Source organism: Streptomonospora halophila (assembly GCF_039542725.1).
Classification (GTDB): Bacteria; Actinomycetota; Actinomycetes; order Streptosporangiales; family Streptosporangiaceae; genus Streptomonospora; species Streptomonospora halophila.
The window spans coordinates 54,075-75,367 of record NZ_BAABIK010000021.1 but is presented as its reverse complement, the minus strand read 5'-3'; the positions used below and the strand labels follow the sequence as shown (position 1 = coordinate 75,367).

Below are 21,293 nucleotides of genomic sequence, written 5' to 3'. Positions count from 1 at the left end.
CGGCACCCGGCACCGAGGAGCTTCCCCCGGAGCCGCCGCAGGCCGAGCGGCGGGCGGGCCGCGTCCATCGCCGTGCTCAGGCCTCCCCCGCCACGTCGACGACGAGCTTGCCGGTGGTGCGGCCGGTCTCGCCGACGCGGTGGGCGTCGGCGATGCGCTCCAGCGGGAAGACCTCACTGACGTGCGGGCGCAGCCGACCCGACTCCACGAGATCGGCGATCGCCGCCATCCCCGCCTGGTCGGCCTCCACCAGCATGGGCGCGGCCCGCACGCCGCGCTGCTCGGCCTCGTCGAGCAGGCCCTCGGGCGGCACCGGCAGGATCGTGACGAGCGTTCCGCCGGCACGCAGCACGCCCAGCGAACGGAAGGCGTTGTCGCCGCCGATGGTGTCGAGGACCACGTCGGCGTCGGCGACCGCATCGGCGAAGTCGGTCTCGCGGTAGTCGATCGGCTCGTCGACCCCGATCCCGCGCAGGAAGTCGTGCTTGCCCGCACTGGCGGTGCCGAACACGTAGGCGCCGCGGGACTTGGCCACCTGCACCGCGAGGTGGCCCACTCCGCCCGCCGCGGCGTGCACGAGCACCCGCTGGCCCGCTTCCAGTCCGGCCGTGTCCACCAGCGCCTGCCAGGCGGTCAGCGCGGCGAGCGGCAGGGCGCCGGCCTCGACGTGGGTGGTCCCCCGCGGCTTGCGGGTGAGGGAGCGCGCGGGCGCGGTGACGTACTCGGCGAAGGAACCCGCCCCGTCGGGGTAGGGCAGCATGCCGAAGACCTCGTCGCCGGGCCGGTGGACGGTCACCCCGATCCCCACCTCCTCGACGACGCCGGAGACGTCCCACCCCAGCACGTAGGGCGGGTCGCCGAGGAAGAGGCGGGCGGCCCGGTGCTTCCAGTCGGTGGGGTTGACCCCGGCCGCGTGCACCCGCACCAGTACCCGGGAGGGCCCGGGCCGGGGCACGTCGAGCTCCACCTCGCGGAGGACCTCGGGGCCGCCGTGGACGTCCTGGGATACGGCCCGCATCGCCGTCGCCGCCATTTCCTCACCTCTCGTGTGCAGGCTCGGCGGGCGGTCGGCGGGCGGAGCCCGCCGCTGCGGCCGCCGCGCCGGCTGCGCTCCTGCGGGGCGGTCGCCCCCCACGCGCCCCCGGAGCACGGTGCGGACGACGGTCCCCGGCGCTGTCGGTCTCGGTCCACCCGGGGGTATCGGCGCCCCAGCCTACAGTCGGCCGGGGCGGCGGCCGGTGCGCCTCGTCCCCGCCTGCGCCCGGCGTCGGCCGGGCCCGGCGGGGACGGCCGTCACGCCTCGCCGCTGCTGCCCGCGAGCGAGAACTCGCGCAGGTCCTCGGGCATGCCTTCGCGGACCTTGCCCATCACGTCGCCGGTGGTCGCCTCGTCCAGCATCTCGAAGACCACCCGGGCGGCGTAGGCGGCCTGCGCCCCGTCGGCGTGGGCGCGCTCGGCCACGCGGCGGACGAACTCCTCCTGGCCGAACCGCTGGGTGGGGACCCACTGGTCGGTGACCCGCCGGACGTTCTCCCCGATCTCCTGCGGGAGCTGGGCGGCGAGGTCGTCGGCGAGGTCCGGGTTGATCCGCTCCGCGACGGTCTCCAGGGTCGCCCGGGTGAAGGCCTCGGCGGCGCCGCGGCTGTCGAGGCGGGCGCGGTCCTGCACCTGACCGATGAACGCGTCGTGCTGCATGTCCCCCTCCTATGGGTCGTGGCAGCGGGACCGAGCGGTCCGGCGCTGCCCGCCGGACGGTCGTGCACAGGTCCGCTACCACCGGGGACGGCCCCTATGCACGACGCCGGGCGGAGCACGGCACCGCGGCTGCGCACCGCCCCACACGCCGCCCCCGAGCCCCCCACCTGCGTTTTCACGCCGCCGCGGCCCGGTTTCACCGGCCACGCACAGGTTAGTCGGCCCAACCAGCCGGAGTCCGGCGCCGATCGGGCGCCGGCTCCGGCCACCTGCAGCCGAATCGGGAGGTGTGCCATGGTCGCGCATCAGCAGCTCGTGGAACGGGTGGCAGCGCACGGCGAGGTGGGCGACACCGACCGGGCGGGACGCGCCATCCGCGCGGTCGTCCCCTCGATCGCGCGGCGTCTGGACGAGGACACCCGGCGCGAGCTCCACGACAGCCTGCCCGACTCCCTGTGGGTCGAGCCGCCGCACGCGCATGACCCCGAGATCGAGCGCGTCGAGCGCGCGAGCGGGACGAGCGGGATCGCCCAGCAGGTCGCGGGCGAGCTCGGCTGCGTGCCGGAGGAGGGGCTGCACCTCGCGCGGGTCGTCCTCGCGGAGATCGCCCGTTCGGAGCCGGGCGTCTCCGCCGGCCTCGCCGCGGCGCTGCCCGAGGACCTGGCGCTGTGGGCCGCCGACCCCGCCGGCGCCCAGGGGAGCGCCGACACCGGGATCACCGGCGGGCCGAGCAGGCTGGACAAGGAGACGCTCGACGCCGCTCTGGGGCGCCTGCCCGAATGGGAGGGCGGCACCGAGGGGCTGTCGCGGACCGTGCGGATCCCCGCCGACAGGCTCCCGCCTCTGCTCTCCCGGATCGACCGGATCAGCGGCCAGACCGGGCACCGGGCCCACCACTCGCGCACCGCCGACGGCATCCGGTTCACCGTGCGCACGGCGTCGGTGGACGCGGTGACCACGGCCGACATCGACCTGGCCGAGCGCATCGACCAGGCGGTGGCGGAGGTGGGGTCCGGCGGCTGAGGCGGCCGCGCGCCGGCGCCGCCGGGACGACGGTGCCCTTCCGGCGCCCGTTCGGCCGCCGGAAGGGCCCGGCGAGTGGAGACCGGCCCGGTTCCCGGCCGGACCGGCCCCCGTGTCTGGCGTCCGCTCGCCTCACCCCCGCGTTGCGGGGGCGGTAGCCAACGTAGGGGCGGGCGGGGACATTTCCGCTCCGGTGGCCGCTGCCGCTACGGTCTCCCCCGCTGCGCGGGCGACGGCGCCGTCCTCCGCCGCCCGCTCTTCCACGGCCGGTTTCCGGGGGCGGAGCCGGCGCACTCGGGTACAGCACCGGGTTTTGGCGGTACCGTGCCTTCAACCGGGCAGGACCCGGCGCGCCGTACCGGCCGGCCCGGGGCACGGCGAGGTCGCGGCGGCGCGCTCGATCGAATCCCGCTGTTCGCCCAGGGTTCGCCTGCCGCTCGCCCCTCGCCGGTAGCTTCTGCGCGCAGTACCTAGGGAGTGGAGTATTCGGTGGCAGAGCGGCTTGTCTTGCACATCGGGGTGCAGAAATCCGGAACGACCTATCTGCAGCAGATGATGCAGGACCGCACCAGGGAGCTCGCCGCGATCGGTGCGCTCTATCCGGTTCCCCCGCGGCGGCGCCCAGGCGCGACCCGGGTCAACTACCACGAGACCGCCAGCTATGCACTGCTGCGCGGCGAGTACGCGTGGGTGACCGAGGCGCGCGCCGCCAAGGAGCAGGCCTGGTGGGAGAACCTGCAGAAGCAGATCCGGTCGTGGGAGGGCACGGCGGTCGTCTCGGCCGAGGCGCTGTCGGTCGTGCGCTCCGACGCGGCCCGCAAGACGATCGAGGCCCTGGGCTCCCCCGACACGCGCGTGTTCATCACCGCGCGCGGGCTGGGCAAGCTGCTGCCGTCGGTGTGGCAGCAGCACATCCGCAACGGCAAGTCCTCCAGCTTCCACTCCTACCTGCGCCAGCTGCAGCGCCAGCGCGAGGCCGGCTGGGAGGCGGTGGAGAGTGACGAGAAGGCGCACCTGTGGCGCGCGTTCGCGCTGGGCAGGCTCGCGCGCCGGTGGGCCTCGATCGTGGGCACCGGGAAGGTGACGCTCATCACCAACCCCGGCTCGCCCGCCGATCGGCTGTGGCACCGGTTCCTGGAGGCGGTGGAGCTCGGCGACACGTCGGGCGTCTCGGCGCCGGACGGCTCCACCACCGTGCACAGCGGGGTCACGGCGCCTGAGGCCGAGGTGCTGCGGACGCTCAACTCGAACCTGGTCGCGGCCGAGTGGCCCGCGGACGACGCCCGGCGGCTGCGGGCGCGGATCATAGAGGGGTTCGCCAAGCGCTCGTCGCGCGGTCCGCGGCTGGGCATCCCGGCGGCGTACCGCGAGACCGTGGACGCCTGGAGCCGGGACGACGTCGACGACCTGCGGGACTCGGGCGTGCGCATCGTCGGCGACGCCGACGAGCTGCGCTACTCCTCGGACGCCGAGCCGCCGGAGCACACGGTGTCGGACGTCGCCGAGGCCGCCGGAAGCGCCGCGGCCACCGCAGCCGCCTGGTCCCCGGGGCTGAAGAACCCGCTCGCCAAAGGCGACTGAGGCGGCCGAGACTGAGCCGCGGGGCCCGCCGCGCTCGTGCGCACTGCGGACCCCGCGGCGAAGCGGAGGACTCAGGCGCGCAGCTGCAGCGGCTCGCCCGCGGGCACCTGCTGGTAGGCGTCGGTGATCTTGTTGATGTTGCTCTGGAAGTAGATCACGTGGGTGCCGAGCAGGAAGCACAGCAGGATGGCGACCCCGCCGCCGCACGAGGGGGTCAGTCCGGCGGCGCGCTGGGCGTTGGCGATCCGGCCGGCGGTGCCGGCGATGTTGATCAGCGTCCAGATCCCCAGTGTCAAGCCGCCGAAGAGCTGCGAGCACACCGCGCCGGCCGGGGAGCTGCCCGCGTAGCGGGGGTCGAACTCGCCGAGCTCGCGGTGGATCTTGGCGTACCAGACGAAGTAGTAGATCCCGAGGGTGATCAGCGGCAGGCCGATCCACGACGCGGCGGGGCTGCGCCGCTTCATCTGGTGGCCGGTGGCGGCCCGGGACGGGGCCTGGGGGTCGACGGTCATGGCATCTTCCTGGTTCTTCGGGGGACAGGGGACAGCTTCTTCAGGAGACGGACCGATAGAGCGGGGGTACGGCTGCGCGTCGGCAGGGCCGCGGCGGCGACGCCGCCGCTTCGGCCACTGGAGACGACCGGTCGGCGCGGTTTTCGCGCAGAATCGCCACCCGCGGGGCGCATGCCGAGGTCGGGTCGTGGACCCTGGAACCGGGCGCGGCACGCGGCCGCCGCAAAGGTGGACCGATGGTAACAGGGGTGAGGGCACCCAATTTTGCGCGCGAAGTCGCGATCCCGTCGCGGTTCGGTCTCCGCCGGGCCCCGCGCGCCGCCCGCCGCCGGTCGGGAGCACCCCGGCGACCTGGTCCGACGCCCTTCCGGAGGTCGGCGGGGGCTTCGAAGGCAGGCGCCGCGGCAGGGGCGGGGCCGCAAGCGGACAGGGCGCATGCCCCGCGCTCTCCCCGCGCAGCTCCCCGCGGACTCCCGGCAGTCGGGCGCGGCCGCCGGACCCGCGCCCCTACTCCGCGGCGACGGCCTCGACCAGGACGGCCTGGGCCGGGAAGAGCCGCGGCATCGGCACGCCCAGGCGCGCCAGGGCCGCACCGGTCAGCACCGGCGCGGCGGCGTCGGCGCGCATCCACGCGGGCGCCCCGGCGGCTCCCCGGGTAGGGTCGCCCAGCTCGGTCCGGTAGCGCAGGGTGTAGCGCCGCTCGGGATCGAGCCCGGGCAGCGGCGTGCGCCCGGGCTGCTCGGCCGGCGCGGTCTCCAGTTGGGCGAAGCAGTAGAGCGCGCGCTCGCCCGACGGCGAGACGATCCCGTGCAGCACCGCGTCGGGACCGGTGTCGTCGCTGCGCACGGTGCGGCCGGTGTGCAGCAGCGGCCGGAACTCGCGCACCAGCGCCGTCCAGGCGGTCAGCGCCGCGAGGTCGCGCTCCGAGCAGGCGGTGAGGTCCCATTCGATGCCGGCATGGCCGAACAGCGAGGTGGCCAGCCGGAACGCGGTCTCGGTGCGGCGGTGCGTGGTGTGGGCGACCGGGGGCCCCACGTGCGAACCGACGAGTTCGGGCGGCAGCAGCAGGCCGGTCCAGCGCTGGATCCCCTGGCGCTCCACCGGGTCGTTGCAGTCGGAGGCCCAGACCCGCTCGGTGCGCTCCAGGATGCCCAGGTCCACGCGCGCGCCGCCGCTGGAGCAGGACTCGAACTCCACGTGGGGGTGGCGTTCGCGCAGCGAGTCGAGCAGGGCGTAGAGGGCGCGGGTCTGGCGGTGGACTCCGGGCACGCGGTCGGCGCCCGCCGCGGCGGAGCCGCCGGGGGCGTGCACCGCCTCGTACAGGTCGCGGTTGTGGTCCCATTTCACGTATCGGACGGGGTAGCGCCGCAGGAGGGCGTCGAGCCGGTCGTGGATGTGGCGCCAGGTGTCGGGCCGCGCGATGTCCAGCACGTACTGGTGGCGCCAGGAGCGGCCGGGCTCGCCCTCGGGGTGCAGCAGGCGGCCGGGATCGGTGCGGGCGAGATCGGAGTCGAGGTTGACCATCTCCGGCTCCACCCACAGGCCGAAGTCCATGCCCAGCGCCTGCACGTGCTCGATGATCGGGTCGAGGCCGCGCGGCCAGGTGTCGGGATCGACGGTCCAGTCGCCCAGGCCGGCCCGGGCGTTGCGCCGGCCCTGGAACCAGCCGTCGTCGAGGACGAAGCGCTCGACCCCCACGGCCGCCGCCCGGTCCGCCAGCGCGCGCAGGCGGTCGAGGTCGTGGTCGAAGTACACGGCCTCCCAGGTGTTGAGGACGATCGGGCGCGGCTCGGCCGGATGCTCGGGGCGGGCGCGCAGGGCGGCGTGCAGGCGCTCCGAGACGCCGTCGAGGCCGCCGGTGGAGTGGGCGAAGACGATCTCGGGGCCCTCGTAGGCGTCGCCGGGCCCCAGGCGGATCTCGCCCGGGCGCAGCGCCTCGGCGCCGCCGAGCACGGCCGCGTGCGCGCCCGCGCCCTCGGGCAGCCGCTCGACGAGGTACTCCTGGTCGCCGCTCCAGGCCACATGGGCGGCCCAGACCTCGCCCGAGCGGAACCCGAACCCGCGGGTGCCCGCGGCCGCCAGCAGCGGGCTGTCGTGGCCGGGACGGCCGCGCAGGGCGCGCCGCAGTACGGTGCCGTCGGCCATGTCGCGGCGCTGGGGACTGCGCTCGCGGACCCACCGCCCGGTCAGGTCGACGACCTCGGCGGCGCGTGCGGGCAGCGGGAGGAGCACGCGCAGCGCGGCGAGGTCGTAGGCCGTGTCGGAGCCGGGGGGCGCGGCGGGGTCCGCCGCGGCGCTCGCCGCCACGCGCAGCACTCCCCAGGCGTCGAGCCGGTAGCGCAGGCGCACGGCGAGGCCGAGGCCGGGGTCGTGCAGGTCCAGGAGCAGGGTGTCGGCCGCGTCGTCGGAGGAGGCGCGGTGGTCGCGCAGCTTGAGGCGCGGCGCGGTGGCCGTTCCCGCGCGGTGGCCGCTGAGCGCGGGCGTACCGGCCCACGCGTCGGCCTCGGTGGCCAGCACCGTGAACCCGCGGGGCGCATCGGGCGCGCTGTGGGGCACCGCGGGCACCGAGGTGGTGCGCAGGTGCTCGGCGAGCTCCGGCGTGAGCGCACCGGTGTCGGCGCCCCAGTGCAGCACCTCGGGAAGCCCGCCCCCCGCTCGGGGAGCGAGGTCGACGACCAGAGCCGTGCCGGCCCTGCGCAGCGCGACGACGGGCTCGTGCGGTCCCGCCGCATCGTTCGGTGCGTTCACTTGGCGCCTCCAGGGGTTTCAGGTCGGTGCCGACCGGACGCCCCAAGGCTAGAAGAGCCGGTGGGGGACGTGCGGCAGGCGTCCACAGGCCGGAGCGGCGCCTGTGCGAGCAGGCCGAGCAGGCGGCTCCGGCGGCGGTTCCCGCGAGCCTTTCAGGCGGACTCGCGGACGATCAGCTCCCAGCGCGCCGCCATCACCTCGCCCGGCAGCGGGGCGGCGGCGTCGAGCCGCTCGAAGAGGCGGGCGACCTGGGCGGAGAAGTCGAACTCGCGCGCGCCCACGGTGGTCAGGGAGGGCTTGATCACCAGGCCCTCGGGGATGTTGCCGATGCCGGTGACGGCCAGCCCCCCGGGCACCGCCGTGCCGTGGTCCCGCGCCGCCCACACGGCGTCGATGGCGGCGCGGTCGGTGGCCGAGACGACCGCGGTGGGCGGCTCGGCGCGGCGCAGCAGTTCGCGCACGGCGGCGTAGGCGTCGGGGCGGGAGTCGGCGACCGGCAGCACGAGGTCGGGCGCGGCGCCGATGCCGTGCTGCTGCAGCACCTGCCGGTAGCTGCGCAGCTTGACCGACCGGGCGCTGCGCCAGCGGTCCTCTCCGGGGTGGCCCAGATAGGCGATCCTGCGGTGGCCCGCGGCCACCAGGTGTTCGACCGCCTCCCGGCAGGCGCGGCCGCGGTCCTGGCGCACCACGTCGAAGCCGTCGGGGTCGAGGTCGTCGTCGAAGACCACCAGCGACAGGCCCTGGCGGGCGAGCACGGCGATCTCGTCCGGGTCGACCGGGCAGTCGGGCAGCAGGACCGCGCCGTCGACGTAGCGCTCCCGCAGCACGCGCAGCAGCGCCTCGCCCGCGGCGGAGTCGCTCATCGGCAGGGCCACCACGCCCAGGCCGCGCTCGGCGGCCGCCTCCTGCATCTGCTCGGCGAGCCGGTCCGACCACGGGCTGGAGGGAGCCGGGTACATCAGGGCGACGAGGTCGCTGCGGCGGCGGCGCAGGCTGCGCCCGGCGTGGTCGACCTGGTAGCCGACCTCGGCGACGGCGCGCATCACCCGCTGCCGGGTCTCCTCGGGCGGCGGCTTCGCGCCGCCGCGGCGCCCGCTGAGGACGTAGGAGACCGTGGCGGTGGAGACCCCTGCTCGGCGCGCGATGTCGCGCTGGGTCGGTCGTTCGGGAGGCTCTGTCACTGCCACAACCCGCAGACTAGTCGGCCGCCCGGGGGCCCCGGCGGGCCGTGCGGGCGGCGCGCGGCGCGACGCTGGACGACGCGGGCAGGAGCGATGTAACGTGCGTCATGTTAATCGAATAACACGACCGCCGCAGCACACTCCGCAACATCGGCGCGGCGGGCGGCCGCCCGCGGTCGCACCCGCCGGCGCCCCGTCCGGACCGCCGCGCTTCGGTACGCCCTCGGACGCGCTCCGGGGCACCCGCCCGGTCCCGACCGCGATCCGAACGCGCCATCCGCCAACGAAGAAGGCTGTCATGACAAGCCCGAGCGAAACCCCACGCCAACCCATGTCCAAGGTCATCGCGGCCAGCCTCTCCGGCGCCCTGCTGGAGTGGTACGACTTCAACCTCTACGGGCTCTCGGCCGCGCTGGTCTTCAACGAGCTGTTCTTCCCCGACGCCGATCCGCTGATCGGCACGCTCGCCTCGCTGGCGACCTTCGGCGTCGGCTTCGTCTCCCGGCCCATCGGCGCGCTGCTGTTCGGCCACCTCGGCGACCGGGTCGGGCGCAAGCAGGTCCTGGTGGCGACCATGCTGATCATCGGCGGCGCGACCTTCCTCATCGGGCTGCTGCCCGACTTCGCCACCATCGGCGTATGGGCGCCGATCCTGCTGGTCACCCTGCGCCTGGTGCAGGGTTTGGGGCTGGGCGGCGAGTTCGGCGGGGCGTCGCTGCTCACGGTGGAGCACGCGCCGCGCGCCCGCCGGGGCTTCTGGGGAAGTCTGCCGCAGACCGGCGGCCCGATCGGCTACCTCATCGCCGTGTCGGTGGTCAGCCTCTTCGCCATGATGCCCGACGACGCCTTTTTGACCTGGGGCTGGCGCATTCCCTTCCTGCTCAGTGCGGTGCTGCTGGCGGTCGGGCTGATCGTCCGGCTCAAGATCGAGGAGACCCCGGCCTTCGACCGCGTCAAGAAGGCCGAGGCCCAGGAGACCATCCCGCTGTGGACGGCGCTGAAGCGCCACCCGCGCAGCATCGTCGTCGGGTTCGGCGCCCGCCTCGGCGAGGCCGGGACCTCCCAGATCTACCAGCCCTTCGCCATCAGCTACCTGACCACCTCGCTCGGGTTCGCCCAGGGCGTGGCGCTGACCGGGATCGTGGTCTACAACGTGATCGGCCTGGCGCTGATGCCGGTGGCCGGTGCGATCTCCGACCGGATCGGGCGGCGCCCGCTCTACCTGGCCGGCGGTGTGCTGGTGGCGCTGACCGCCTTCCCCTACTTCTGGCTGCTGGAGCAGGGCAGCACGTGGTGGGCCTGGACCGCGATGGGGCTGGCCGCCATCGGCGGCGCGGTGTGCATGTCGAGCCTGCAGGCCACCCTGTTCACCGAGATGTTCAGCGTGAAGGTCCGCTACTCCGGCATGTCGTTCGCCTACCAGTCCTCGGCGATGGTCGCGGGCTTCGTGCCCGCCATCGCCACCTCGCTGCTGATCGCCGGGGGCGAGGCGAGCTGGCCGGTGGCGCTGCTCGTCGTCGGCCTGGGCGCGGTATCGGTGGTGTCGACTCTGTTCATGCGCGAGACACGGCACGTGGACACGGCCGAGCGCGAACAGGAGGCCGCCCTCTCCAGCCCGGCGCAGAACTGACGGCGAGGACGGGACACCGGCCCGGCCCCGCTGCGGCGGGGCCGGGCACACGACGCAAAGGCAGGCGCGGCGGCCCGGGGGCTCGCCGCGCCACGGTGCGAAGACGAGGAATCCGACAGTGAGCAGCACGCCCGGAGGCGGCCGCGACCGCAAGAACGTCATCGTGTTCTTCACCGACCAGCAGCGGTGGGACACGGCGGGGGCGCACGGCAACCCCCTCGACCTGACCCCGAACTTCGACCGGATGGCCGCGGAGGGGGTGCACGTGCGCAACTCCTTCACCTGCCAGCCGGTGTGCGCGCCCTCCCGGGCCTCGCTGCAGACGGGGCGCTACCCCGCCCAGCTGGGCTGCTTCCGCAACAACATCCCGCTGCCCGAGGACGCGCCCACCGTCGCCGACCGCTTCGCCGCCGCCGGATACGACACCGGCTACATCGGCAAGTGGCACCTCGGCGACACCGGTACCGCCGGCCCGGTGCGGCCCGAGCAGCGCGGCGGCTACCGCGACTGGCTCGCCGCCAACCTGCTGGAGTTCACCTCCGACGCCTACGAGACCACCCTCTACGACGGCGAGGGCCGGGCGCACGAGCTGCCCGGCTACCGCGCCGACGCGCTCACCGACGCCGCCGTCGACTACATCGCCCGCGAGCGCGAGGCGCCGTTCTTCCTGTTCCTGTCGTTCCTGGAGCCCCATCACCAGAACGAGCGGGACGACTACCCGGCCCCCGAGGGCTACGGCGAGCGCTATGCCGGCGCCTGGGCGCCCGGGGACCTGGCGGCCCTGGGCGGCAGCTCCGCCGAGCACCTCGGCGGCTACCTCGGGATGGTCAAGCGGCTGGACGAGTGCCTGGGCCGGGTGCTGGCGGCGGTGCGGGAGCACGGGCTCGCCGACGACACGATCGTGCTGTTCACCTCCGACCACGGGTGCCATTTCAAGACCCGCAACGCCGAGTACAAGCGCAGCTGCCACGACGCCTCCATCCGGGTGCCGACCGCGCTGCTCGGTCCGGGCCTGGACACCGGCCGCCCTCTGGAGCGGCTGGTCAGCCACATCGACCTGCCGCCGACCCTGCTGGACGCGGCCGGCCTCGGCGCCCCCGAGGACATGGACGGGCGCTCGCTGCTGCCGCTGGTGCGCGGCGCCGCCGACGACCGGCCCGACGACGTGCTGGTGCAGATCAGCGAGGCGGAGCTGGGCCGGGCGCTGCGGACGCCGCGCTGGAAGTACGGGGTGGTGGCCCCCGGCGCCGACGCCTGGAACACCCCGGCGGCGGACCGCTACGTCGACGCCTACCTCTACGACCTGGAGGACGACCCGCACGAGCTGCACAACCTCATAGCGGACCCGTCCGCAGCCGAGTCGGCGGAGGAGGCGGTGGGGCCGCTGCGCAAGCGCCTGCTCCAGCGCCTGGCGGAGACGGGTGAGCACCCGGTGATCGATCCGGCGCGCTGAGAGGCGCGGTCGGGGCGGCCCGCCGGCACCGGCGGGCCGCGCCGGCGCTACGGCGCCGCCGCGGAGCCGCGGAGCCGCAGGTCCTTCGGGAAGGGCGCCAGATAGGTCTGCTCCCCGACCCAGACGGCCCCCGCGGCGTCGGCGTGGTGGCGGATCAGGGCGATCGGCGCGCAGAGGGGGACGAGGCCCCGGCGGTAGCGCTCGACGCAGTCGAGCAGGTCGCGCCGGCGCTCGCGGTCGAGCAGGTCGCCGATCATGCCGAACGCGTGCTGAAGCGCATCGACGTTGCGGCCCGGGCTCGCCCGCACGGCCAGCGTCCGCGTGAAGGCCGCGGTGTAGTCGCGCCGCACCTCCTGCGGCGGCCGCGTCCCGGCCTCGGCGACGATGCGGCCGATCGCGCGGTAGTCCTCGGGCGAATGCGCCATCAGCTGCAGCTTGTGCCGGGTGTGGAAGGCGACGAGGTCGCGCGGGCGCCAGCGGACCTCCGCCGCGGCCGCGCCGCCGGCCCCGCTCCCCGGCTCGCGGGTGTCGGCGGCGTCGGCGGCGGGGCCGTCGAACAGCGTCCGCAGCCGGGCGTGGGCGAACACGCGCTCGACGAACCGCTCGCGGAGAACGGGGTCGCCGAGTCGGCCCTGCTCCTCGACGGGCAGATCGGGGCGGATCTCGGTCAGCCGGGCCGCGAACGCGCCCCGCCCCTCGGCGCCGACCCGGTCCCCGTCCTCGACGACCGGCAGGCCGAACAGCCCGCAGCTGGGCGACGCATCCTTCAGCACGTAGCCGTCCAGCCGGTCCAGCCCCGCGGAGCGGCGGTCGGCCACCGCGCGCAACTCGTCGGTGCGGTCGGCGCGACTGCTGCCCGCCACGGCCCGGTCGCCGCCCTCTCCCCGCTCCAGCCGCAGCGGCTCGCGCGGGACGCCCAGTCCGATCTCGACCTCGGGGCAGACCGCAACCCAGTCGACGTACCGGTCGAGCACGTCGGCGAGGAACGGACTGCGGCAGTGGCCGCCGTCGTATCGCACCGCCGCCCCGAGCAGGCAGCTCGACGCGCCCACCCGGGGACGTGCGCCGGCCTGCGGTTCAGCGTCCGTCGCCATGCTCTCGCGCTACCCGGGGCGGACGCTCGCGAACCGGCAGCCACCGTGCGTAGTATGCCCAGCACACTCCGAGGGAAGGACACCGGTGCCGGACCGGCCCACCATCGTGCTGTTCACCCGCGACCTGCGCGTGAGCGATCACCCCGCACTGGCGGCGGCGGCGCGCTCCGGGCGCCCCGTCGTGTGCCTGTTCGTCCTCGACCGCGCGATCCGGGACGGCGCGGCGCGCAACCGCCTTTCGTATCTGGGCGATGCGCTTCGTGACCTGCGCGGCGGACTCCGCCGCCTGGGCGGGGACCTGGTGGTGCGCTCCGGCGACACGGTGACCGAGACGCTCAGGCTCGCCGCGGCGACCGGAGCCGACCGGGTGAACTTGAGCGCCGACGTGAGCGCCTTCGCCGCCCGCCGAGCCGCCCGCTTGCGCGAGGCCGGCGAAGAACAGCGGATCGGCGTATGCGCGTACCCCGGCGTGACGGTCGTGCCGCCGGGCGCAGTCGCTCCCGCCGACGGCGACCACTACAGGGTGTTCACCCCCTACTGGCGGGCCTGGGAGTCCGTACCCTGGCGCGTCCCCGTGCCGGCGCCGGCACGGCTCGACCCGCTGCCGGGGGTCGAGCCCGGTGCGGTCCCGCGGCGGCTCGCCGACTCGGGCGCCGGCCCGCTCTCACCGCGCCGCCAGCGGGGCGGCGAGGCCCGCGCGCGCCGGCGGATGGACGCCTGGCTCGCCGCCGCCTGCGCCGACTACGAGCGCGTCCACGACGAACTCGCGGCCGACGCCACCTCCCGCCTCAGCGCCGACCTGCGCTTCGGCTGCGTGTCGCCGCTGGAGCTGGCGGCCGCCGCCCGCGGACACCCCGCGTGCGCCTCGTTCGTCCGCCAACTCGCCTGGCGCGACTTCCACCACCAGGTCTGCGCCGCGTTCCCGGACCTCCCGAGGCGCGACTACCGGCGGCGCGACGCCGCCTGGCGCAGCGACGAGTCCGGATTCGCGGCCTGGCGCGAAGGGCGCACGGGCCTCCCGGTCGTGGACGCGGGCATGCGCCAGCTGCTGGACGAGGGCTTCATGCACAACCGCGCGCGGCTGCTCACCGCCGCGTTCCTGACCAGGCGGCTGCGCGTGCACTGGAAGCGCGGCGCCGACCACTTCCACGCGGCGCTGACCGACGGCGACATCGCCGACAACTACGGCAACTGGCAATGGGTGGGCGGCACCGGCAACGATACGCGCCCCAACCGCTCGTTCAACCTGCTGCGCCAGAGCCGCAGGTTCGACCCCGACGGCGCCTACATCCGGCGCTACGTACCCGAGCTCGCCGATCAGGCCGCGCCCGTCGTGCACGCCCCGTGGCAGGCGGAGCGGCCGGTGCCGGGCTATCCGGCCCCGCTGCTCGACGAGGGAGGCTGATCCCCGCGGCGCGCCGGCGCGGCGCGCACCGGCTCACGCCGGGGCCGCATCCGCTCCCGGCGCGGCCTCCCGCTCCCCCTGCGCCGCGATGCCGGCCGCCATCTGCCGGAACACGAGCCTGTGCACGGGCAGCAGCCCCCACCAGTAGAGGTGCCCGGCCAGGCCGCGGGGATGGAACAGCGCCCGCTGGTGCAGGACGGCGGCCCCGCCCTCGTCCTCCACGCGCAGCTCCAGCCAGGCCAGGCCGGGCAGCCGCATCTCGGCCCGCAGCCGCAGCAGAGCGCCCCGCTCGATCTCCTCGACCCGCCAGAAGTCCAGGGAGTCGCCCACCCGCAGGCGCCCGGGGTCGCGGCGGCCGCGGCGCAGCCCCACCCCGCCGGCGGCGCGGTCGATCAGTCCCCGGACGGCCCAGGCGGGCGGCCAGGAGTACCAGCCGCGGTCGCCGCCGATGCCCTCGACGACCGGCCACAGCGCGGAGGCGCGGGCATGCGCCCGGACGCTGCGTTGGTCGCAGTAGAGGGAGCCGCCGGCCCATCGGGGGTCGGTGGGCATCGGGTCGCTGGGCGCGCTGGGCCATGCGGCGGAGGACCAGCGCGTGGCCACCGCGGCCTCGCGGATGCGGCGCAGCGCGAGGCGGACGGCGTCGTCGAAGCCGAGGCGCTCGTGGTCGCCGAGCATGTCGGCCAGGTCGTCGTCGAGGCAGACGGCCTCGCTGCGCAGGGACTCCACCAGCGGCCGGGCGATCGCGCCGGGGACCGGGGTGACCAGGCCGACCCACAGGCTCGACAGGCCCGGGGTGAGGACCGGGACGGGGAGGATGAGGCGCCGCCCCACACCCGCGATCCGGGCGAAGCGGCGGATCATCTGCGCGTAGGTGAGGACCTCGGGTCCGCCGACGTCGAACCCGCGGTCGACCTCGCGCGGCAGCTCGGCCGCCCCGACCAGGAGGCGCAGGACGTCGCGCACGGCGATGGGCTGGACGCGGGTGCGCACCCAGCGCGGCGTGGTCATCACGGGCAGCCGCTCGGTGAGGTAGCGCAGCATCTCGAAGGAGGCGGAGCCGGAGCCGATGATCACGGCGGCGCGCAGCACGGCCGCTGGGACCGCCGAGTCGAGGAGGATGCCGGCGACCTCCTCGCGGGACGCCAGGTGCGAGGAGGAGCGGCCGCGGTCGGGCGCGTGTCCGCCGAGGTAGACGATCCGGGACAGGCCCGCCCGCTCGGCCGCGGCCGCGAAGTTGCGCGCGCCGCGGGCGTCGCGCTCGGCGAACGCGGCGCCGCCGCCCATGGAGTGGACCAGGTAGTAGGCGGCGTCGACGCCGTCCAGCGCCTCGTCCAGGCCGGCCGGGTCCAGCACGTCGCCGCCCACGGCCTCGACCTCGCCGCGCCAGGGGTGGTCGCGCAGCTTCTCCACCGACCGGGCCATGCACCGGACGGTGTGGCCCGCTTCGAGCAGCTCGGGCACCAGCCGGCCGCCGATGTAGCCGGTGGCTCCTGTCACCAGTACGCGCATGGCCGGCCCCCCGTCGCCGTATCGCGGTGACCTGCGGTCCCGCGGTAGCCTGCTGTCCCCCTGCCCGGTACCCGGGGCCGCGAACACGGCGGGCGGGGACGCCTCTGCGGCCCACTCGGGGCGCGGCACGGAACCGGCCGCCCTCGCCGGTGTCGCGTGTGTCTACCGCACCGCGGCGGTCCGGCGCGCACGCGCCCGGTGATCGCGGGTAGGGGGCCGCAGCGGCCGGTGCCGGGCGCCGCCGGCCCGCTTCGGGTCCCGCCCGCGGGGAGGGCGGCCCGCGCTCCCCCGCCGACCGGGGGTAGCGTTCGGCGTGGCGACCGGCGCGGCGGGTGCGCTCGGGCGCGTGGGCGCCCCGGCACGAGCCGCGCCGGCGCGCCGGGAGAGGAGGGGCGGCGACCGCCGTGTCAGCCGCTCCGGCGCCACTACCGGAACACCGCGAGGAGGGGGTTCGGATGGAACTCGACATGATCGTCGAGATCCCGCAGGGGTCGCAGAACAAGTACGAGATGGACCACAAGGCGGGCCGCATCCGGCTCGACCGGACGCTGTTCACCTCGACGCAGTACCCCGCGGACTACGGCTACATCCCGGGCACCCTCGCCGAGGACGGCGAGCCGCTGGACGCCATGGTCCCGCTGGAGAAGCGCTCCTTCCCGGGATGCGTCGTGCGGGTGCGGCCGGTCGCGGTGTTCTGGATGCAGGACGAGCGGGGACCCGACGCCAAGATCCTGTGCATGCCCGTAGGGGACCCGCGCCTGGACCACATCCGCGACCTGCGCAACATGCCGGAGTTCCAGCTCCAGGAGATCACGCACTTCTTCGACATCTACAAGCGGCTGGAGCCGGGCAAGAGCTCGGAGGTCCGCGGATGGCAGGACCGCGCCTCCGCCGAGGAGACCGTGGAGGCGGCCCAGCAGCGGGCGCGCGAGTCCGCCGAGGCCGTCGAGTCCGCCGAGGCCGAGACGCCCTCGCTCTAGGAGGGCGTGTCCGAGGGGTCGCCGTCCTCTCGCGCGGCGCACCGGCACCGCTCCGCTGCGTCCTCGCCGGTCGCCCAGGAGACCCGCCCTGTATCCCTCCCCGGGACTCGCGGGAGCGGCGCCGGTGACTGCCGCAGCGCCCCGCGCCCGACGAACGGCGCTTCGCGCCTCTGCCGCCGGTGGCGGGCGGCGCACCCGGGTGCGCCGCCCGCCACGGACCCGTCGAACACGCCCGAGCGGCCCGGCGGGACTCCGCCCACCGCTCCGCCGCTCCGCCGGCTAGTCGCGCAGCCCCTCCCACAGGCGGCGCGTCTCGGCGCCCGGGTCGTGGACCACCGCCGGCTCCGGGGCGTCGAAGCGCATGAACGGGCGCCGCTGCGCGTCCCACCGCGGCCAGTCGGCGTCGCCGGTGGAGGCGAAGCGGACCCAGGCCGAGTGCATGTCGGCGGCGAGCTGCCGGGGCTCGTCCGGTCCGGGGAGGTTGTCGAAGACGAACGGGACCTCAAGCCCGTGGCAGGCGCCCAGCCGTCCGCCGAAGCGGGGAGAGCGCCAGGCGAACTCGTAGCCGTAGGTGCGCCCGCCCCCGCCCGCCGCCGCGCGCGCCTCCAGGGCGCGGTAGGCGGGGATGCGGAAGACGGCGTCGGTACCGAGCTCCGCGTAGGCGTCACCCGGCGAGGGGGCGCGGCGCAGGTACTCCTCGGCGGCCCCCGGGGCCAGCCCGAGCCGGTCGGCCTGCGCGGTGACGTGCCTCTCGCGGAGGTGGTCGATCAGGCCGGGCGCGACGAGGAAGAGCCGGTGCTCCTCGGTGGTCGTGCCGATCAGCAGGTCCTTGTCGCCGCCCGCGCCCGCGCGCAGCGCGTCGACGGGCCGCTCGGCGAGCACCTCGCCGTCGACGGCGGGTGAGAACGGCAGTGTGCCCAGGACCGGCAGCCGCCCGCCCCACACGCGGGTGTCGACGTCGCCCCGCAGGTCGGCGGCGATGCGCGACTGCTCCTCGTGCAGGCGCTTCTGCGGCACGCCGACCAGGTCGGCGGCGGTCGGCCGCACGCCCAGGCGCTCGGCGAGCACCCGTGCCACGGTGGCGGCGTCCTCGGCGGAGACCGTGTTGTGGCCCGCGCCCGACTGGGCGACGGCGCGGCGGAACAGTGCGCGTGCACGCGGGATCGCCATGAGGGTGACCACGCTCATGGCGCCGGCGGACTCACCGAAGACGGTGACGCGGTCGGGATCGCCGCCGAACGCGGCGATGTTGTCGCGGACCCACTCCAGCGCCGCGATCTGGTCGAGCAGCCCGCGGTTGGCGGGTGCGCCCTCGACCAGGGCGAAGCCCTGGGCCCCCAGCCGGTAGTTCAGGGTGACCGCGACGACGCCGCTGCGGGCGAAGGCCCGCGCCTCGTAGGCGGGTTCGGCGCCGGACCCGTTGGTGAACGCGCCGCCGTGGACCCACACCATGACCGGCAGGCCGCGCTCCCCGGTGCCGGGGGTCCACACGTTGAGGTTGAGGCACTCGGGTCCGGGGATGTCGCGCTCGGGCAGCTCGTCGGCCATGCCGGCCTCGTAGGGCGGGTGGGGCGCGGTCGGCCCGTACTCGACCGCCTCGCGCACGCCCGCCCACGGCTCCGGCGGGCGCGGTGCCGCGAAGCACGCCTCCCCCACCGGGGGCGCCGCGTAGGGGATGCCGCGGAACACGCTCACACCGCTCTCGACGGCGCCGCTGACGCGCCCGGACGTGGTCGTGGCCGAAGCCTCCATGAGCGCTCCCGTTCGCGGTCGCCGGGCGGGCCGCCGACCGGCGCGCCGCCGTTGTCGTTCCTACGCAAACCGACCGGTCGGTGTCAACCCGTGGGGCGGTCTCGGCCCGCCGGGCGGCCCTGTCTAGCCTTGCGGGGCGGGCGCGGGTCCCGCGGCGTCCGCGCCCCGCCGGCGGCACCCGCACGCCCCGCCCGCCCCGACGAGATCAGGAGAGCGCCATGCCCGACGACGCACCGTCCCCCGAGCTCGCCCGTACCGCCTGGTCGGCCCTGGAGCCGATCCACATCCCCGTCTACTTCGCACCGGAGGCCCGGGAGCGCTATGCCGCGATCGGGCTGGACGACCGCGCCCTGGCCTACTTCGCCTCCCGGTCGGCGGCCATGGGCGCCGTGGACCCGGGCACGGTGACGGCGGCGTTCTACAGCTTCAGCCCCGCTCTCGTGGGCTCCGCCATCCCGAGGGCGTGGTCGCTGGCCGCGCCCGAGACCGTGCTTCGGACCCGACTCGACGTCGCCGACCAGGTCCTGCGCCGCGTCCTCGGCGAGGACGCCGCGGGCTCGGAGCGGATGAAGGAGGCCGCCGGGCTGGCCCGTACGGCCGCGGAGGCCGCAGCCGGCCTGACGCCCGGGCGCCCGCTCTTCGCCGGCCACGCCGGACTGGAGTGGCCCGGCGAGCCGCACACGGTGCTCTGGCACGCCGCCACCCTGCTGCGCGAGTTCCGCGGCGACGGCCACATCGCGACCCTCGTCGACGCGCGACTCGCACCGCTGGAGGCGCTGGCAACACACGCCGCCACGGGCGCGATGAAGACGTCGTTCCTGCGCAGGAGCCGCGGCTGGAGCGAGGAGGAGTGGGCCGAGGGCATCCGCGGCGCGGTCGGGCGCGGGCTGGTCACCGCCGACCCGGAGGGCGCGCTCGCGCTGACCGAGGCCGGGCGCACCCTGCGCGCGGATCTGGAGACGCGCACCGACGTCCTCTCCGCCGGGCCCTACGCGGCGATCGGGGCCCGGGGGTGCGAGCGCCTCGCGGAGCTCACCGCCCCCTTCGCCGAGGCTTTCCGGGCAGAGGGCCTCGTCCCGGGCTCCCGGAGCCGCACTTAGAAGGCCGCTGGAAAGGCGCTCCCCCTCCCGCGCGCCACCCCCGGCGCCACCCCCGGCGGGGCTCGCGGGCGGGTTCGGCGCGCGGCGCCGCGCGGTCGCGTCGCAGGCGTGGGGCGCGGCCCGCCGGTGTCTGTCCGGGAGCGGCCTCCGGGCGTCTCCTAGGCTGTTGAGGTGCGCATGAGCTTCGCGAGCGAGCAGGGGCAGGGCCCGGCCAACGAGGACCGGGTGTGCGCCGGCTCCGACTGGGCGCTGGTGATCGACGGCGCGACGGCACCGCCCGCCGTGGACTCCGGCTGCCGGCACGGCGTCTCCTGGCTGGTGGACCGGCTGTGCGGCGGGCTCGTCGCCGAGCTGTCCGCCGAGCGCCCCGCGCCGCTGGCCGACTGCCTGGCCGCCGCCATCGAGTCCGCGCGCCGCGCCCACGGCGGCACCTGCGACCTGGACAACCCCGACAGCCCGTCGGCCACCGTCGCCGTCGCGCGGCCCGAGCCCGGCGGCCCGGCCTCCGGTGCGCCGACCGGGGAGCGCCGGGTCGAGTACCTGGTGCTCGCCGACTGCACGGTGCTGCTGGCCGAGCGCAGCGGAGAGGTCGCCGCGGCCACCGACGACCGCGTGGAGCGCCTTCCCGGCGGCCGCCCCTACAGCGCCGGCCTGGTCCGCGCGCACCGCAACACCGAGGGCGGGTTCTGGGTGGCGGGCGCGGTACCCGAGGCGGCCTACCGCGCGGTCACCGGGGTGTCGCGTACCGCCGGTGCCGGGTTCGCGCTGATGACCGACGGCTGCGCCCGGCTGGCCGACCACTACGGGCACCCGTGGCGGCGGATCTGGCGCTTCCTGGAGGCGGAAGGCCCCGACTCCCTGGTCGCCTGGGTGCGCGCCGAGGAGGAGCGCCGCGGCGTCGCCCACGGCAAGCGCCACGACGACGCGACGGTGGTCGCCGGCGCGTTCGGCGCGCCCGCCGCGGAGCCGGTGTGAGATCGCGGCGCGGCACCCGGCCCGCGGCGGAAAGCTCAGGACACCGTTCGCGGGCACGCCGGGTTGTCCCAGCGGTCGATCACCGCGTCGGTGCCGTTCGTGCCCGGACTGCGCTTCTCCATGCCGCCGCTGTCGCACACGTGGGTGACGAAACTGCGGAACTCCTCGCACCCTTCGAGGTCGAGCGCGAGCACCCGGTAGCGGTCGGCCTGCCCGTCCAGCGTCTCGATCCGCAGCTCGGGCAGCCCGTGGCTGTTGAACCCGAACTCCAGCGACTGCGCGCTGCCGACGTGCATCCGCAGCTGGACGCTGGCGATCTCGTCCAGGTCGTAGCGGCGGCTCTCCGAGCGGTCCCCGCGCGCCCCGCGGCGGTAGTGCAGAGTGGTGCCGTCCAGGACGAAGCGCACGCGGCCGTAGGATACGCGGGTGCGCCAGGCCAGCAGGATCATCGCCGCCAGGCTCGCGACCGAGATCCCCGCACTGGACCACAGCACCGCGTCGTGGACGCCGAACACCCAGAAGCCGGTGAACAGCGCGGCACCCCCGAGCGCCACCTTGCCCAGCTGCAACCAGAACAGGCGCGTGTCGTCGGTGTAGATCCGTGTGCGCGCGAGTGCCACGGGACGGCTCCCTCACCGTGTGCTTCGACCCC

At 75.7% G+C, this 21,293-nt stretch carries 17 protein-coding genes; 8 read left to right on the top strand and 9 right to left on the bottom strand.

Annotation, left to right across the window (positions count from 1 at the left end):
- Positions 1–76 precede the first annotated feature (76 nt).
- Together ABEA15_RS17875 and ABEA15_RS17870 are read right to left on the bottom strand one after the other, a co-directional pair.
- Positions 77–1,033, bottom strand: coding sequence for an NADP-dependent oxidoreductase (locus ABEA15_RS17875; protein WP_344141535.1), 957 nt, complete (start codon positions 1,031–1,033; stop codon positions 77–79).
- A gap of 260 nt (positions 1,034–1,293) precedes the next feature.
- Positions 1,294–1,695, bottom strand: a complete 402-nt coding sequence (locus ABEA15_RS17870) for a DUF2267 domain-containing protein (protein WP_345557689.1) — start codon at positions 1,693–1,695, stop codon at positions 1,294–1,296.
- A 294-nt stretch (positions 1,696–1,989) separates the two neighbouring features.
- Between ABEA15_RS17870 and ABEA15_RS17865 the strand changes: the two genes are divergently transcribed.
- On the top strand, positions 1,990–2,718 hold the full coding sequence (locus ABEA15_RS17865; protein WP_345557686.1) for a DUF2267 domain-containing protein: 729 nt from the start codon (positions 1,990–1,992) through the stop codon (positions 2,716–2,718).
- 489 nt (positions 2,719–3,207) lie between these two features.
- Positions 3,208–4,299, top strand: a complete 1,092-nt coding sequence (locus ABEA15_RS17860) for a hypothetical protein (RefSeq protein ID WP_344141539.1) — start codon at positions 3,208–3,210, stop codon at positions 4,297–4,299.
- A 71-nt stretch (positions 4,300–4,370) separates the two neighbouring features.
- Here the strand turns inward: ABEA15_RS17860 and ABEA15_RS17855 are convergent, their stop codons facing one another.
- The 3 genes from ABEA15_RS17855 to ABEA15_RS17845 form a co-directional block, all read right to left on the bottom strand.
- Complete coding sequence (locus ABEA15_RS17855) at positions 4,371–4,811, bottom strand: DUF4234 domain-containing protein (RefSeq protein ID WP_344141540.1); 441 nt, start codon at positions 4,809–4,811, stop codon at positions 4,371–4,373.
- A 507-nt stretch (positions 4,812–5,318) separates the two neighbouring features.
- A complete protein-coding gene (locus ABEA15_RS17850) occupies positions 5,319–7,559 on the bottom strand; it encodes an alpha-galactosidase (protein ID WP_344141541.1) in 2,241 nt (746 codons plus the stop codon).
- A 152-nt stretch (positions 7,560–7,711) separates the two neighbouring features.
- Positions 7,712–8,746 (bottom strand): LacI family DNA-binding transcriptional regulator, encoded by a 1,035-nt coding sequence (locus ABEA15_RS17845; protein WP_344141542.1) that lies wholly within the window; start codon positions 8,744–8,746, stop codon positions 7,712–7,714.
- 292 nt (positions 8,747–9,038) lie between these two features.
- Between ABEA15_RS17845 and ABEA15_RS17840 the strand changes: the two genes are divergently transcribed.
- Positions 9,039–10,370, top strand: a complete 1,332-nt coding sequence (locus tag ABEA15_RS17840; RefSeq protein ID WP_344141544.1) for an MFS transporter — start codon at positions 9,039–9,041, stop codon at positions 10,368–10,370.
- A gap of 118 nt (positions 10,371–10,488) precedes the next feature.
- A complete protein-coding gene (locus ABEA15_RS17835; RefSeq protein WP_345557683.1) occupies positions 10,489–11,823 on the top strand; it encodes a sulfatase family protein in 1,335 nt (444 codons plus the stop codon).
- A 47-nt stretch (positions 11,824–11,870) separates the two neighbouring features.
- Here the strand turns inward: ABEA15_RS17835 and ABEA15_RS17830 are convergent, their stop codons facing one another.
- Entirely contained in the window at positions 11,871–12,917 is a 1,047-nt protein-coding gene (locus ABEA15_RS17830) for a YbgA family protein (RefSeq protein WP_345557681.1), read from the bottom strand.
- 85 nt (positions 12,918–13,002) lie between these two features.
- On the opposite strand from ABEA15_RS17830, the gene ABEA15_RS17825 reads away from it, so the two are divergent.
- Entirely contained in the window at positions 13,003–14,322 is a 1,320-nt protein-coding gene (locus ABEA15_RS17825) for a cryptochrome/photolyase family protein (protein ID WP_345557679.1), read from the top strand.
- A 33-nt stretch (positions 14,323–14,355) separates the two neighbouring features.
- Here ABEA15_RS17825 and ABEA15_RS17820 read toward each other — a convergent pair whose 3' ends face one another.
- A complete protein-coding gene (locus tag ABEA15_RS17820) occupies positions 14,356–15,834 on the bottom strand; it encodes an SDR family oxidoreductase (protein ID WP_345557677.1) in 1,479 nt (492 codons plus the stop codon).
- Between the two features lie 455 nt (positions 15,835–16,289).
- Here ABEA15_RS17820 and ABEA15_RS17815 point away from each other — a divergent pair, with 455 nt between their 5' ends.
- Entirely contained in the window at positions 16,290–16,814 is a 525-nt protein-coding gene (locus ABEA15_RS17815) for an inorganic diphosphatase (protein WP_345557675.1), read from the top strand.
- 279 nt (positions 16,815–17,093) lie between these two features.
- Here ABEA15_RS17815 and ABEA15_RS17810 read toward each other — a convergent pair whose 3' ends face one another.
- On the bottom strand, positions 17,094–18,566 hold the full coding sequence (locus ABEA15_RS17810) for a carboxylesterase/lipase family protein (protein WP_345557674.1): 1,473 nt from the start codon (positions 18,564–18,566) through the stop codon (positions 17,094–17,096).
- Positions 18,567–18,784: 218 nt separating this feature from the next.
- Between ABEA15_RS17810 and ABEA15_RS17805 the strand changes: the two genes are divergently transcribed.
- Complete coding sequence (locus ABEA15_RS17805) at positions 18,785–19,666, top strand: SCO6745 family protein (protein WP_345557673.1); 882 nt, start codon at positions 18,785–18,787, stop codon at positions 19,664–19,666.
- A 177-nt stretch (positions 19,667–19,843) separates the two neighbouring features.
- Complete coding sequence (locus ABEA15_RS17800; protein WP_345557672.1) at positions 19,844–20,641, top strand: protein phosphatase 2C domain-containing protein; 798 nt, start codon at positions 19,844–19,846, stop codon at positions 20,639–20,641.
- Between the two features lie 35 nt (positions 20,642–20,676).
- Here the strand turns inward: ABEA15_RS17800 and ABEA15_RS17795 are convergent, their stop codons facing one another.
- Positions 20,677–21,261: a hypothetical protein gene (locus ABEA15_RS17795; protein WP_345557671.1), complete on the bottom strand. Its 585-nt coding sequence runs from the start codon at positions 21,259–21,261 to the stop codon at positions 20,677–20,679.
- Positions 21,262–21,293: the final 32 nt, after the last annotated feature.